The sequence below is a fragment of the Frankia sp. Mgl5 genome, from assembly GCF_023242985.1.
Classification (GTDB): domain Bacteria; phylum Actinomycetota; class Actinomycetes; order Frankiales; family Frankiaceae; genus Parafrankia; species Parafrankia soli.
The window spans coordinates 34524-48398 of record NZ_JALKFY010000637.1 but is presented as its reverse complement, the minus strand read 5'-3'; the positions used below and the strand labels follow the sequence as shown (position 1 = coordinate 48398).

The 13875-nt window shown below is 73.7% G+C and carries 12 protein-coding genes; 6 read left to right on the top strand and 6 right to left on the bottom strand.

Annotation, left to right across the window (positions count from 1 at the left end):
- Nucleotides 1-235 precede the first annotated feature (235 nt).
- The 5 genes from MXD62_RS19250 (at nt 236) to MXD62_RS19230 (ending at nt 6195) form a co-directional block, all read left to right on the top strand.
- On the top strand, nt 236-895 hold the full coding sequence (locus MXD62_RS19250) for a VTT domain-containing protein (protein WP_248830900.1): 660 nt from the start codon (nt 236-238) through the stop codon (nt 893-895).
- 325 nt (nt 896-1220) lie between these two features.
- Nucleotides 1221-2504 (top strand): CAP domain-containing protein, encoded by a 1284-nt coding sequence (locus tag MXD62_RS19245; protein WP_248830899.1) that lies wholly within the window; start codon nt 1221-1223, stop codon nt 2502-2504.
- Between the two features lie 323 nt (nt 2505-2827).
- Nucleotides 2828-3934 carry an NAD(P)-dependent oxidoreductase gene (locus MXD62_RS19240; RefSeq protein ID WP_248830898.1) on the top strand — a complete coding sequence of 369 codons (1107 nt, stop codon included), beginning with the start codon at nt 2828-2830 and terminating at the stop codon, nt 3932-3934.
- Nucleotides 3927-4490, top strand: coding sequence for a GNAT family N-acetyltransferase (locus MXD62_RS19235; RefSeq protein WP_071060837.1), 564 nt, complete (start codon nt 3927-3929; stop codon nt 4488-4490). Before MXD62_RS19240 ends, MXD62_RS19235 begins: the two co-directional genes overlap by 8 nt.
- 613 nt (nt 4491-5103) lie before the next feature.
- The gene (locus tag MXD62_RS19230; protein ID WP_012157666.1) at nt 5104-6195 is read left to right on the top strand and encodes a nucleotidyltransferase; all 1092 of its coding nucleotides are present in this window, start codon (nt 5104-5106) and stop codon (nt 6193-6195) included.
- Between the two features lie 59 nt (nt 6196-6254).
- Here MXD62_RS19230 and MXD62_RS19225 read toward each other — a convergent pair whose 3' ends face one another.
- The 6 genes from MXD62_RS19225 to MXD62_RS19200 form a co-directional block, all read right to left on the bottom strand.
- Nucleotides 6255-7664, bottom strand: a complete 1410-nt coding sequence (locus MXD62_RS19225) for a PH domain-containing protein (RefSeq protein WP_248830897.1) — start codon at nt 7662-7664, stop codon at nt 6255-6257.
- Nucleotides 7665-7730: 66 nt separating this feature from the next.
- A complete protein-coding gene (locus MXD62_RS19220) occupies nt 7731-8255 on the bottom strand; it encodes a PH domain-containing protein (RefSeq protein ID WP_012157668.1) in 525 nt (174 codons plus the stop codon).
- Nucleotides 8256-8381: 126 nt separating this feature from the next.
- The gene (locus MXD62_RS19215) at nt 8382-10682 is read right to left on the bottom strand and encodes an MMPL family transporter (RefSeq protein ID WP_248830896.1); all 2301 of its coding nucleotides are present in this window, start codon (nt 10680-10682) and stop codon (nt 8382-8384) included.
- Nucleotides 10683-11231: 549 nt separating this feature from the next.
- A complete protein-coding gene (locus MXD62_RS19210) occupies nt 11232-11630 on the bottom strand; it encodes a hypothetical protein (protein WP_248830895.1) in 399 nt (132 codons plus the stop codon).
- Nucleotides 11614-11799, bottom strand: a complete 186-nt coding sequence (locus MXD62_RS19205) for a hypothetical protein (protein WP_248830894.1) — start codon at nt 11797-11799, stop codon at nt 11614-11616. Before MXD62_RS19205 ends, MXD62_RS19210 begins: the two co-directional genes overlap by 17 nt.
- A 21-nt stretch (nt 11800-11820) precedes the next feature.
- Entirely contained in the window at nt 11821-12741 is a 921-nt protein-coding gene (locus tag MXD62_RS19200) for a pseudouridine-5'-phosphate glycosidase (RefSeq protein WP_248830893.1), read from the bottom strand.
- Nucleotides 12742-13033: 292 nt separating this feature from the next.
- Here MXD62_RS19200 and MXD62_RS19195 point away from each other — a divergent pair, with 292 nt between their 5' ends.
- A complete protein-coding gene (locus MXD62_RS19195) occupies nt 13034-13843 on the top strand; it encodes a hypothetical protein (protein WP_248830892.1) in 810 nt (269 codons plus the stop codon).
- Nucleotides 13844-13875 lie beyond the last annotated feature (32 nt).

Genomic DNA, 13875 nt, shown 5'->3' with positions numbered 1-13875 from the left:
CGCGCGGCTGATCCGCGGCGGCTGGCCGACGGTGCGCGATAGCGCGACGAGGGCGAGGTTCGCGCCCCCGGCGACGTCGGCGAGGTGCTCGGTGAGGGCCTGGTGCTCGGCGTCGGTGAGCGGCGGCCTGGCGGGGCCGGGCGGCGGGTTGGGCGGGTCGGTGCGGGTCATGATCCCCCTGTCGGGCGGGCCCGCCGAGCCCTGTACGCCGCCGCTGGATGCGATTGTGGGTGGCATGTCTGAGGTCACGAGTCTCCCCCTGCTAGGCGACCCTGGAGATGTCCTAGGGTCCTTCGCCGGGATGACCCTCTACGTCATCCTCTTCGCGGTGATATTTGCGGAGAGCGGGATCCTGGTCGGCTTCTGGCTTCCAGGGGACACCATCCTGTTCGCCGCCGGTCTGGTCGCCGCGGATCCGGCCGCGGACGTGTCAATCGTCGTGGTCGCGGTCGGTGTCGCGGTGGTGGCCAGCGCCGGCGCTGTGGTGGGCTATGCCACCGGCAGCCACCTGGGCCGGCCCTACCTGGAACGCCGACACGCGCGGGCACTCGGCCGAACCGAGGAGTTCTACCGTCGGTTCGGCGCGGTGACCCTGATCGCGGCCAGGTTCGTCCCCTGGGCGCGGACGTTCGCTCCGGTGCTGGCGGGCGCGGTGGCGATGCCGCGGCACCGGTTCGGCGTGGCAGTGGTCATCGGTGCCGTCGTCTGGGGGACGGGCCTGACCCTGCTGGGCTACGAGGCCGCCTCGATCCCGGGCCTGCGGGACGCGGCGCTGTGGATCGCGCTGGTGGTCATCGTCGTGTCCGTCCTGGCGGGGGCGGTCGGTGAGCTGTTCCGCCGGCGGGTAGCGCGGCCGCGGGGCCTGGGCGGCTCCAGCGGGACCAGCCCGCACTGAGCGGGTCCCGGGAGATCCCGGCGACGGGACCACCTCGGACTGACCCCTTATATGCCTGGTCGGTGGGTTCGTCCTGGCCCGGCCGGACCCCTACGGCTACAGATCGCTAGTCTCTTCGGGTGAGCGAGCGGCCGGCAAGCCGATCACACAGAGGGTCCGAATGTACTCAGAGCGTCCTGAACGTGACCGGGCTGCGCCGTCCGGTCCGGGCTTGCGTGTACGGCCGGGCTCGCATGCGCTACCGAGCTCGCGTGCGCGGCCGGCCCGGCGTGCGCGGAGTTCGCGCGCCGCGGACCCGGCCGGCCCCGCGGGCCCGGTCCAGGACGTGGTCCGTGGTCGGCGGCACCGAAGACGTCCCACGCCCAGGCGGGCGGGCGGGCTGCGCGCCGCCGCGGGGCTGGTGGCGCTGACGCTGGTCACGCTCGGGCTCGTGGCAGCCTCGGGCGAGGTCCCCTCGATGTCGAGCGCGGCGGGCCATGGCCTCTCCGGGGCCAACAGGGTTGTCGCGGGCGGGACCGGTGCGGGCACCGCGGATCACACCGCGGGCACGGATGCCGTCGGCGCACCGCCTGGCAGCGCGTCGCGGAGCGGGCGGGGCGCCCTGGCCGGGTACGGCGGGTCGCCCGCCGATCCGGTGTGGCCGGCCGACCGGGGGCCGGTGAGCGGTGTGCTGGTGCTGCGGGCCGATCCCGCACTGCTCGCGATCATGGCCGCCGACGGGCAACCGGGCTCGGCACCGGGCGAGCCCTGGGTCCTCTACCTGCTCTCGGGCCCCGTGAACGTGACCCGGTGGGCGATGGGCGAGCCGTTCGAGGCAAGCATCGACACCCGGCAGCTGCCGAACGGCGACTACACCCTGTCCGAGGTGATCTTCCGCGCGACGCACGCCCCGCTGGTCCGCACCGGCCGGGTGCCCGTCGCGAACCTCCTCCCGCCCGGGGCGGACCAGACGGCTCCGGGCGGAGCCGCGCCGCGGTCAGCGGCCGCCGCCGATCCGGGCGACGGCACGCCCCGGGGTACGCCGGCCGGCCCTGCCGGGTCGGCCTCCGCGGGAGTGTCCGGCTCCCCGACGGGCGCCGGTTCGCCGTCGGGCGCCGAGCCGGCGGCGGGCGCGAGCACCGCGGCGGGCACGGTGGCCGGGCCGGCACCGGCCCCCGTCGCCTCCGGCGCCCGGCTCGCCGGGACCCCGACCGGCGCGGGCGGCGGTGCCGGGTCGGCGGCGACGGCCGCGCTGATCGAGGAGGTCGTCACACGGACCAATGCCCAGCGCTCGGCCGCGGGCTGCCCGGCCCTCACGGTCGACGCCCGCCTGGCGGCTTCGGCCCAGGAGCACAGCGCGGACATGGCGGCCCGGAACTACTTCGACCACACCGGCCGGGACGGGCGGTCGCCCTTCGACCGGATCGCGGCGGCGGGCTACGTCTTCTCGATCGCGGCGGAGAACATCGCGGCCGGCCAGCGGACCCCGGCCGACGTCGTCGCGGACTGGATGGCGAGCCCCGGCCACCGGGCGAACATCCTGAACTGTTCGCTCAGCCAGATCGGTGTCGGGTTCGCCACCGGAGGTGACTACGGCACCTACTGGGTCCAGGATTTCGGCTCGCCGTAGCGGCACCAATCGGGCGACCCATCCCGCCGGTGGTCTTTTGCTGACCCTTTTCTGTGGCCTTCGGGTGGCGTCTCGAAACCGCTCCGGAGGGTCCCGGACGGCGGCCCGGACGGCGGCCCGCGCCGGCCCAGAACCAGGCGCCCTCATCGGGCCCGGTACTATCGCTCGCCATCATGCTCAGGCCGGCCGACTCCGCCGGCAGAGCGGACACCAAAAGATCACGTATCGTCTGGTCCGGAACGGGCCGGGTCGGGTAACCAGCCGCCGGTGTGCGTGGGTCGGCGCCGGCCGGCTGGCCGCGAAGCGGGTGAGGGAGGGCGAGCGTGGTGCGGTCGGTGGTCACCGGCGCGGCCGGATTCCTCGGCGGCGCCGTGGCGCATGAGCTCCGCCGGCGCGGTGACGAGGTCATCGGGCTCGACGTGCGGCGCGCGCCGGGCGTCACCCTGGCCGACGTCACGACGTCCGGGAGCTGGGAGAAGGCGCTCGAGGGCGCTGACCTGCTCGTGCACGCCGCCGCCGTGGGCATGGGCGGAGTCGGGGAGCTGGCGCCGGTGCGGGCCGGCCGGGCAACCCCGCCCAGCGGCGTCACCACCGCGCAGATGCGCAGGGTGCTGCTCGGCGGGACCGCGACGGTGCTCGACGCGGCCCAGCGCGCTGGTGTCCGCCGCGTGGTCCACCTGTCCTGCGTGAGCGCGCTCGGCGACGACGCACCGCACGCGGCCGACGAGTCCGCGCCGGTCGGCCTCACCGGCGAGCCGCGCGCCGACGCGATCGCCGCCGCCGAACAGACCGTCAGCGCGGCCGCCGCCCACGGGGCCCCCGTCACCGTGCTGCGGATCGCCGACGCCTACGGCCCGCGCGCCGGCCGCTGGACGCTGTGGCCCGTGCTGCTGATGCGGGCCGGCCGGTTCGTCCTCGTCGACGGCGGGCGCGGCATGCTGAGCCCCGTCCACGTCGACGACGTGGTGAGCGCGGTGATGGCCGTCGCGGCCGCCCCGGGCGAGGTGGTGACCGGCCAGGTGCTGCACGTGACCGGTCCGGGCCCGGCGACGGTGGCCGAATTCTTCGGGCGGTACGCCGCGATGGCGCAGGTGCGGGCGCCCCGGTCCGTGCCTGCGCGGCTGTGCGAGGTCGTCGACGCCGTCGACCGGCTGCCGAGCCGGCAGTCGGCGTCCGCGGGGGGCCGTCCGGGCCTGCTGCGCGGGATCGGCGCGGCCCTCATGGCCAACGTGGACCCGCGTGTCCGGGTCGACCTCGGCCCGCTGACGATCCAGGACGTCACCAGGCGCGGCACGGTCTCCGGGGACCGGATCGCCGCGCTCGTCGGCTGGCGGGGCGAGGTCGACCTCGACGAGGGCATGCGGCGGACGGGTTCCTGGCTGCGCGACCGGGGCCTGCTGGGGGTCCCGGAGCCGGCCCGCCGTGGGTGAGGGTCCAACCCTCACCACCGCGCGGCTGCGCGCACTCCCCCTCACCGTCTGGAACGCCGGGTTCGTCGCCGAGGAGCTCGCGCAGGCGATGGTCGCCGCCAACCACGGCGCGCCTGTCCGGCTGGCGGCCGGCGAGCTGTTCGGCGGCGCGGTCGACTCCGCGCCGGCCGATTCCACGCCGGCCGACTCGGTCGCCACGGACCCGACGGGTGTCCGCCGGGAGCTGCGGCGCAGGATCGGTGCCGGCCGGGGAATCCTGACCTGGGTGCTGCGTGCGGACGACGGCACGGCGCTCGGTCTGCTCGCCGCCGACATGCATGCCGCCCGGGCCGCGGTCGGCGTCCGGGTGAGCGCCGCCCACCGGCGCGACGGGTACGCCGCGGAGGCTGTCCGGGCCGTCGCAAGCTGGCTGGAGTACCGGGGGGTTCTGGTCGGGACGAGGGTCCGCGTCGGGGACACCGCCGCGAAGCGGCTCGCCCAGTCGACGGCGTTCGTGCCCACCGGCGTGCTGCTCACCGAACGCCGTCGGCTGTGGATCCGCCCGCCGCCCGGCTGACGCCGTCGGCTGCCCCGCCCCGGATGTCACGGATGGTCGGCCAGTCACCTGAATGCCGCGGATGACCTGGCAGTGGGGGACATCCGGAATGGCCGGGCCTCGGCGGGCAGCCCGGGATGGCCTGGCAGTGGTCTGACGATCGCCGCGTGACCCGGCATACATCGTTACTTAGAGTTAACATCGTCGGCGTGTCGAGTGGCCTGGGTGTCCGCGGGCGCCGCGGCGCGAGCCGGTGGCGCGGCCCCGGGCATTGACGCTCCAGGCGCCCGCTGTCCAGCGGCCGATCGCCCGAACGTGCCATCGGCCCTGGTCACCCTCTTTCCCTCACCCCCCGGGGGTGGTATTTCTGAGAGCCCCCGGAGGCTGGGGTGTCGGCTATCCGACACAGGTTTTTCATGGTTCCGTGAGACGGCGGGGCCGGGCCGGACACGCCGACACCGCGGCCCCCTGTTCAGATCGTGACGTCCTGGGGCACCATAGGAACCGATGTCGCAACCGGTAGCCGGCCCGCCCGGCCCCGGCGGGGGCATCTGCGACGGGCCGCGGGCGGCGCGTCGCAATGGGGAGGGAGCCCGCACGTCCGGCGTCACCTGCGCCCTGGGAGGTCTGCACGATGAGCGTGGATGCCCGTCGGGAAGTTCCTACCGGAACACGGTCGAGCGAGGTCACGTACGACCATCTGATCATTCCGCCGCACTGGCGGCGGCCGGCGGGGCCCGGGCCGGGGGAGCCGAACCCGCTGTTCCCCGCGGGCGAGCAGGCGACGGCACCGCCGCCCGGGCCCGCCGTGACCGGCGCGTCTCCGATCAATCCGATGACCGGCCCGATGACCGGTCCGCTGCTGGTCGGCACGACTGCCCGCGCCTTCGCCAAGCTGGACGACATGGTCCGGCTCGGTGACGACGACCGCGCGGTGATCGACGACCGACGGGCGGAGGCGGAGCGGGCACTGCGGTCGATCTTCCCGCCGCGCTGCGCGCTGCCCCTGGTGGGCGTGGCCACGATCGGGTCCGCCGGGCGCGACACGATGATCCGTCCGCTCGACGAGGTGGACATCTTCGTGGTCTTCAGCGCGGCGAACAGCGCGTGGAAGCGCTTCCGGTGGGATTCTCGCGACCTGCTCGTCTGCGTCCGCAACGCCATCGGTGGCGACCGGGTGCAGACGATCGGCACCCGCGGCCAGGCGCTGCGCATCGTCTACGACGCCGCGCCGGACGTCCACCTCGTGCCGGCCTTCGACCACCCCCGCGCCGGCTACGTCATCCCGGACAGGGTGGGCGGCTGGCTGCCGACCCGGCCGGAGCGGCACGCGAGCTGGACGATGGACCTCGGCCCGCGGGTCATCTCGGCGGTCCGGCTGCTCAAGGCGTGGAACCGGGTGTGCGGCAGCCACCTGCGCTCGTTCCACATCGAGGCGCTCGCGGGGCAGGTGCTCGCGGGCCGCGGTCTCAACACGCGCCAGGGCCTCGCCGAGGTGTTCCGGCACATGGACGAGGTCGGCCTCGTGGTCGGCGATCCGTCCGACATCCGCGGTGACCTGTCCAGCTACCTTCGCCAGGACGACCTCGAGGATCTTGGCGCCTTCGTCCGCCAGGCACGCACCTACTCGGCCAAGGCGGTCGCGGCCGAGCGCGCCGGGGACCACGAGGAGGCCGTCAGCCTGTGGGGCACCGTCTTCGGCCCGGAGTTCCCGACCTTCGGGTGACGTCGGCCCGCCGGGCCCGCTGATCACCGGCGGCGCCTGGCCGGTGGCCGGCCGGTGGCTCAGTGCACCGCGTCGGGGTCGCGTGCCCCGGACAGGGGGCGCAGCGGCGTCCAGGCCGGCGAGCCGGTCACGATCGGCACGGCGGCGACCCGGCTGAGCCGGGAGCGTTCGGCCTGCGCGGCCGCGATCGCGTGTGCCTGGCGGACGTCCAGCAGCCGGGCGTGGATCCGCACGGGGCCGCCCGCGCAGTCGAGGTGGACGTCCGCGAGGCGCAGCAGGCGATGGGCCGGGTGCTGCACGACCCGGATGCTCTGCACCTTGCCGTGCGGAATGATGTCGGTGCGCTGCCACAGCACTCCGCCGCGGACGACGAACACCCGGTCGTCCGCGCCGCAGCGCATCCGGCGCCACCGGACCGGCGCGATCAGCCGGGCCCGGCCCGGCGGGCGCGGCAGCGCCATGCCGTCGACGTCCACGGCCGGCAGCAGCCGTTCGATCACGTTCACGGCCTGCCCGCGGGGGGCGACGGGCAGCAGCATGCTCCGGGCGTCGCCGGCGACGTTGATCTGGAGCTCCACCCAGCCGAGCCAGCGCCACAGCGGCGAGCCGCGCAGGCTCACCGCCTGGACCCGGCCGTGCGGCACGGTGTGATGGGCGCGGTCGAGCAGGCCGCCGCGGATGCGCAGGCCGTCCGGCGATTCCGACACCGTGAACCGGAAGCTGGTCGCGAAGCGGTCGAAGGTCGTCCGCCACACTCCGACCAGCGCGGGCGCGACCGCGATGAACCCGGCGAAGGTGCCGGTGAGCAGGGCCGGGGTGACCAGGATGAAGGCCGCGCCGAGTGCCAGCCACGGTGCGGGGGAGAGCGTGATCGCGGCTGCCAGGCGCAGCGGCGGAACGTACGCGAGCGGGCGTTCGGGTGCCTCTCCGGCTCCGGGCGCCACGCCGGCTGCGCGGGCGAGCAGCTCCGCCCGCAGCAGCCTCGCGCGTTCGAGCGAGAGGTAGCTGAGCCTCGTGCCGGATTCCTCCGCGTCCCCGTCGTGCGTGCCGGCGAGGTCCAGCCGCAGCACGGCGAGCCCGGTCGCCCGGGCGATCAGCGGCTGGGCGACGTCCACCGACTGGATGCGGTCGAGCCGCACATGCCGGATACGCTTGATCAGCAGGCCGGTCTCCAGCCGCAGATCCTCGGCTTCCACGCGGTAACGGGTGAACCGCCAGGCGCAGTAGCCGTATGCCGAGGCCGCGGGCAGCAGCGCGGAGAGGGTGAGCGTGACACTGCGAACCGTCAGTTCCTCGGCGAAGTTCTTCAGAATACTGACGGCGACCGCCGCCACCAGCAGCCAACCGCGCAGCAGTGGCGTGAGCGGATGAAGATGGTGGTAGCCGTCGTCCGGCTCCGCACCGGCGGGCGGCGGCTGGAGCGGCGGAGCCGCGTCCTCGACAGACGGCTCCGGCTCGGCTCTCGTCATAACGCGGCCCTGGTCGCTGGCCCTGCCGTGCCCGCGAGCCCTGCCCCGCTCACCGGACGTTCCTGGTCACAGGACGGCCGCCTGGGCCTCGCCGCGCTCGGTCAGCGAATCCCGCAGCCGGGCCGCCTCGACCGGTGACAGTCCGGGGATCACGGCGTCCGTGGTGGCCGCGGCGGTGTGCAGCCGCACCTGCGCGATGCCGAACCGCTGCGCCAGCGGCCCGGCGGTGACGTCCACCAGTTGCATGCGGCCGTAGGGGACGACGACCAGCCTCCGGACGAAGGTGCCGTGGCTGATCAGGAGGTCGTCCTCGCGCTCGGCGTAGCGCCAGGCGCTCCAGGCCCGGCCGATCGAGCGCCAGCCCCACACGGTGGCCGCGGTCGGCACGGCCCCCACCGCCAGCCCGGGCAGCCCCAGGAACGCCCCGCCGATCAGGCTGACCAGCACGATCACCGGGATGGCGCCGATCAGCAGCAGCAGCCGGCGCAGGCGGCGCAGCTGCGGTGACAGGCCCCGCCAGCCACCGGGGTCGATCCGCCAGGAATGGGAGCTCCACCCCGGGCCAGGGGTATCGGCCGGAGCTGTGTGCATCTCGCAACCATAAGGTCTTGCGCGTGGCACACTGAGCCGTTTCGCGGCGCGACGGCCACGTCGGAACCACCACCGGGCCGTTGTCCGGGCCCGGTGGCCCCACCCCCTGGGGTGCCCGCGGCTTGTTTACCGGTTCGTGGCCCGCCGGCTCGCGGTGACCCCCACCTCGTCGTCCGTGGCCGGTGTGTCCTGCGCGGTCCGCCCGTTCTCACCCGTCGGGTCGCCGCCTGTCGCGGCCTCGTCGGCCCCGGCCACGCCAGCCCCGGTCATGCCAGCCGCGGGCTCCATCGCGCTCAGGGGAACACCGAGCGCTCCGAAGTCAGCGAGCGTCTCGTGGCCGGTGAGCTGGCCGGTGACTGGGCCGGGGGGCCGGGCGCGTTCCGGGTGGCTGGGCCACCACACGACGGGGCCGACGTCCAGCGCGAGCGCCGGCACGAGCACCGAGCGGACCACAAGCGTGTCGAGCAGAACGCCGAAGGCGACCAGGAAACCGACCTCGGCGAGCTGGACCAGCGGGAAGATGAGCAGCACGGCGAACGTGGCGGCGAGCACGACCCCGGCCGAGGTGATGACCCCGCCCGTCACCGCGAGGCCACGGCGGACACCGGCGGCGTGCCCGGTGCGCTCGGTCTCCTCCTTCACCCGGGTCATCAGGAAGATGTTGTAGTCGACGCCGAGCGCCACCAGAAAGATGAAACCGATCAGCGGCAGCGCCGGATCGATGCCGGGGAAGTCGAAGACGTAGCGGTAGACCAGCGCGCTCGCGCCGAGGGCGGCGAAGAACGACAGCACGACCGTGCCCATGAGCAGCAGCGGCGCGACGACGGAACGCAGCAGCAGCCCGAGGATGAGCAGCACCACGACGAGCACGACCGGAATGATCAGCTCGCGGTCCCGCACGGCCGCGTCCCGGACGTCCAGGTTGACGGCGGTGTTGCCGCCGACGAGGGCGTCGGCGCCGGGCAGCGCGTGCACGGTCGTGCGCAGCTTCTCCACCGTCCGGAACGACTCGGGACTGTCCGGCGGCGCGTCGAGCACGACCAGGAACTGGACGAGCTCGGACGTCCGCCCGCTCTCCGCCGCCGCGGCCACGCCGGGAGTCGCGCGGACCGCCTCGGCCACGGCATCGGCGCGCGCGCTGTTCGCCACCACGAACGTGGGCGCGGTGACGCCCGGCGGGAAGCTCCGCTCGGCCAGACGCTGGCCCTGGACCGACTCGACGTTGTCGCGGAAGGCCTGGTCCTGGCGCAGGACGCCGGGCAGGACGAGCATGCCGATGACGAGCGCGCCCAGCACGGCCACGGTGGTGACCCAGACCGTCCGCGGGCGGCGCCCGATCACGGCGCCGGCGCGCGCCCACGCGCCGGCCTCCACCGACCGCTCCGCCTGGCCCAGACGTGGCACGAACGGCCAGAACAGCCGTCGCCCGCCGACCACCATCGCCGCCGGCAGCAGCGTGAGCATGGTGACCAGCGCGACCGCGATCCCGATCGCGCAGACCGGGCCCAGCCCGCGGTGCGAGTTCAGCTCGCCCAGCAGCAGGCACAGCATGCCGATGATCACTGTGCCCGCCGACGCCAGGATCGCCGGGCCGGCCCGGCGCAGCGCGACCAGCATCGCGGTGGCCGGCTCGGCGTGCCGGGTCAGCTCCTCGCGGTAGCGGGAGATGAGCAGCAGCGCGTAGTCGGTGCCGGCGCCGAAGACGAGCACCCGCAGCATGCCGGCGCTCTGGCCGTTCACCGTGAGCCCGGCGTGCTCGGCGAGAAGGTAGATCAGTCCGGCCGCGGTCTGGTCGGCGATGCCGACGGACAGCAGCGGCACGACCCACAGGAACGGACTTCGGTAGACCGCGAGCAGGATCACGGCCACGATCGACGCGGTCACGAGCAGCAGCGCGCCCTCGATCTTCACGAACACGTCGTAGGTGTCGGAGACCAGGCCCGCGGGCCCGGTGACCGCGGAATCCAGGCCTGGTTCCACGGCGGCGGCCTGCTTGGCGATCGTCCGCATGCGCGCCACGTCGGCGGTGAAACGGTCGGCGTCCGTGGTCTGCGGCATCGGGACGGTGATGATCACCGCGCGATGATCCGGAGCGGGGATCACTCCCGGGATCGTCGTCGCCGCGAAACCGGCGAGATCGGTGCGCAACGTCGTCGCGACGTCCAGGTCGGCCTTGGTCAGGCCGCCGTCACGGGCCAGGACGACCACCGCCGGCACGGCGTCACCGCCGGGGAGCTGCCGCTGGGCCTCCAGCAGACGGGTCGACTCGGCGCCCTCGGGGAGAAAGGCGGCCGCGTCGTTGGTCTCGGCGTCGGTGAGCATCAACGCGAGCGGGCTGACGGCGACGCCGATCAGCAGCCACACCAGGACGACCGCCCAGCGGAACCGCCGCGTGCGGAGCGTGGCACTGGGACGCGGCAGGCCCATCAGGCGTGTCCTCCTCCCGTGTCCCGCCGGTATCCCTCCTGATGCTGCCAGCTCGGAGCTTCGGACGCCCACCCAGCTACGACGTACATCGCCTGTCGCTCGCGGCCGAGACGCTCCGCGTCTGATCGGTCGCGTGTCCGATCGGTCGCGCACCGCCTTTGACGGGGTGCGAACGGTTGATGCGGTGCGAATGGTGGAAACGCCCGGCCATGTCAAGGGGGGTACCAAGCTCCCCGACTGGCCGCCGGCTGTCCCTACGACGACAGAAATCATGGTGTCCGCAGTCGTATTTATGCGGCATCGTTGATGGGGCCGCCAATGCGCCGGGCAACCGCAATGACGCGGAATTCACGGTCCGACTAATCGACTCGGGCCGCCATTCTTGGGGGTTCAACGATGGGCGTGCGGAATTCGGGATCGTGGCCTCGTGCCAGAGCAGCGGGAGCGGCGCGGCGGGCTCGTGCCCGCGGCGACCTCCGCGCCGCCCGGCCCGTCCCAGGCATCGGTCGTCTCCCGGACCCCGGCCGAGCCCACGCTGCGAGCCGAGGACTACGTGCTCACCGAGGGCGCGATCACGGCCGGGTTCACCGACTCGCCCGCGGACCCGCAGTCGAACTCCGACGACCTGGCCATGGTCCAGGTGGCGCAGTGCCTCGGCATACCCGCCGAGCAGTTCAGCGACGAGCACCTGGACACCGCCGACGGCCCGGACTTCACCAGCGACGTCGACGAGCTCGTGACGATGCCGTCCTCAGCGCAGATCGTGACTGAGGAAAAGGTCGCCGCCGACCTGGAGATCCTGAACAATCCGCGGTTCGCCGAATGCTTCGGCCAGACAATGCAGGCGGAGTTCGACGCCGACACCGGCAGCGGGGCCACGGTCGAGATCGTCGCCGCCGAGTCTCCGGCCCCGCCCGCGGGGGCGAGCGGGCTACTGCGCATTTCCATGGGTGTGACGGCCGGCGGCGAGACCGTGGGCCTGGTTCTGGACAACGTCTTCTTCTTCGAGGGGCAGGTCGAGGTTTTGGTCAACTACGTGAACGTCGACAACACCCCGCCGCAGGTCCATCTGCAGCGTATCGCCGACCAGATTTCCGGAAAGCTCCAGATCCAGCAATCCCGTGGCTGGCCCAGGTGGTCAGCCGGCGGCCCAGGCGGTCGCGATCTCGGCCGCGACCGCCACATTGCTCCGTACTACGGCGACATTCACTTCCAGGCTCGCGCCGGCGGTCTCGGTGTGGAAGGTCTCCAGCAGGAACGGCGTGACGGCCTTCCCGCGCAGCCCACCCGCCTCGGCGCGGCGCAGCGCCTCGGCGAGCACCCGGTCATGGACGCCGGGGTCGAGCGCCTGCTCGCGCGGCACCGGGTTCGCGACCACGATCGCGGACGTCAGCCCGAGGCGGTCGCGGGCCGCCATGGTGCCGGCCACCTGCCGGGCGTCGTCCACCCGCCAGTCCAGACGGTGGCCGGAGCCCGGGAGGTAGAAACCCGGGAACTCCGAGGTGCGCCAGCCCAGCAGCGTGATCCCGAGGGTCTCCATCCGCTCGAGGGTCGCGCCGACGTCCAGGATCGACTTGACGCCGGCGCTGACGACGGTGATCGGGGTGCCGCCCAGCGTCGGCAGGTCGGCGGACTCGTCGAAGGACTCGCCCGCCCCGCGGTGCACGCCGCCGAGCCCACCCGTCGCGAACACCCGGATGCCCGCACGGGCGGCCAGCATCGACGTGGACGCGACCGTGGTTGCGCAGGTGCGCCTCAGTGCGGCGGCGGCGGGCAGGTCGCGCACGGACGCCTTGGCCACTGCCGGGTCGTCGGCGACGCGGCTGAGCGTGGCGTCGTCCAGGCCGATGGTGGGCACTCCGTCGATCACTGCGACCGTCGCGGGGGTGACGCCGCGCTCGCGCAGCATCTCCTCCAGTTCCACGGCGACCGCGCGGTTGCGCGGGCGCGGCAGGCCATGGGCGATCAGCGTCGACTCCAGGGCGACCACCGGCCGGCCGGCAGTCAGCGCCGCCGAGACCTCGGCGGAGACGGCCAGGCCCGGACCGGGTGAAATCATCCGCCAACTCTAGGCCGTGGTGCCGCGCACCACCGACCGCTCGGTGCCTGATGGTCACCGCTCGTGGTTCGCGGGGGTCGTCGCCGGTGGACGTCAACGCTGCACGATACGAAACTCTGTATACGGATAGCCATTCGTCGGCGGTCGGGGCGGGGTTTCTTGTCGTTGGATGGACAGTATTAACGGGTTATCCGTGGCGATGACCCGACGTACCATTCTTGTTGTGAGAGCGATGAAATCAACGGAAATACCGCGTGCGGGAGCCCCCGGCCGGCGGCCGTGGATTCCCGGGATGTTGATGGCTCTGCGGGCCGGCGTCGGCCTGCTGGCGCTGCTCGTCGTCGCGACCGCCTGTACCGGCGGGAGCTCCACCCGGGCCCGCGAGGCGGACCGGCGCAGCGACTCGACCGAGGCCAACGTCGGCGTCGAGGACGTCAACCGGGGCGGGACCAACGGCGCGAACGGCGCGGGCGGCCGGCGGACGCCGTCACCAGCGCCGTCGCCGCTGACGGCGGCGGACTTCGTGCTCACCGCCGGCCCGGAGACCACGGGATTCAGCCAGGACCCGCCGCAGCCGGCGAGTGGCCCCAACTCGGTCGGCAGCGCACCGTCGTCGATGTTCGACGGCGCGGTGGCGACGTGCGCCGAGGCGACCGACGCGCAGATCGGCGCCTCGTCGACCGGTGACGCCGACGGCCCCGTCTTCACCCACGACACCAGCGGGGCGGATCTCCGCTCCTTCGCGTCGGTCTACGCGGACACCGCCACCGTCGCGGGGCATCGGGAGATCGTCCGGCTCGACCGCTTCGCCGGGTGCTACGGGCGGGCCCTCGTCGACGAGCTCGACTCCGACGAGCTCGGGGCCACCCTGATCGGCACGGAGACGGTACCGCCGCCGCCCGGGGCGACCGACCGGATCACGGTCACCATCGACACCGTCACCGCGCAGCAGCAGAGCTTCCGCACCTACGTCGACCTGATCATGATCCTCACCGGTCGGGCGGAGGGGACGATCACTCTGGTCACGCCGTTCCAGCCGGCGGATCCGGCCCTGCTCGCCACGCTGACCGGCCAGGTGGAACGCAAGATCGCCGCCCAGTGACGGCCCGGCACCGGCCGGGGCCGACCGGCCCC

Excerpts from the sequence above, each read along its gene's own strand:
- MXD62_RS19195 (WP_248830892.1), top strand. The coding sequence starts at position 13,034 with ATGTTGATGGCTCTGCGGGCCGGCGTCGGCCTGCTGGCGCTGCTCGTC.
- MXD62_RS19210 (WP_248830895.1), bottom strand. The coding sequence starts at position 11,630 with ATGGAAATGCGCAGTAGCCCGCTCGCCCCCGCGGGCGGGGCCGGAGAC.
- MXD62_RS19220 (WP_012157668.1), bottom strand. The coding sequence starts at position 8,255 with ATGCACACAGCTCCGGCCGATACCCCTGGCCCGGGGTGGAGCTCCCAT.
- MXD62_RS19225 (WP_248830897.1), bottom strand. The coding sequence starts at position 7,664 with ATGACGAGAGCCGAGCCGGAGCCGTCTGTCGAGGACGCGGCTCCGCCG.
- MXD62_RS19250 (WP_248830900.1), top strand. The coding sequence starts at position 236 with ATGTCTGAGGTCACGAGTCTCCCCCTGCTAGGCGACCCTGGAGATGTC.
- MXD62_RS19230 (WP_012157666.1), top strand. The coding sequence starts at position 5,104 with ATGAGCGTGGATGCCCGTCGGGAAGTTCCTACCGGAACACGGTCGAGC.
- MXD62_RS19200 (WP_248830893.1), bottom strand. The coding sequence starts at position 12,741 with ATGATTTCACCCGGTCCGGGCCTGGCCGTCTCCGCCGAGGTCTCGGCG.
- MXD62_RS19215 (WP_248830896.1), bottom strand. The coding sequence starts at position 10,682 with ATGGGCCTGCCGCGTCCCAGTGCCACGCTCCGCACGCGGCGGTTCCGC.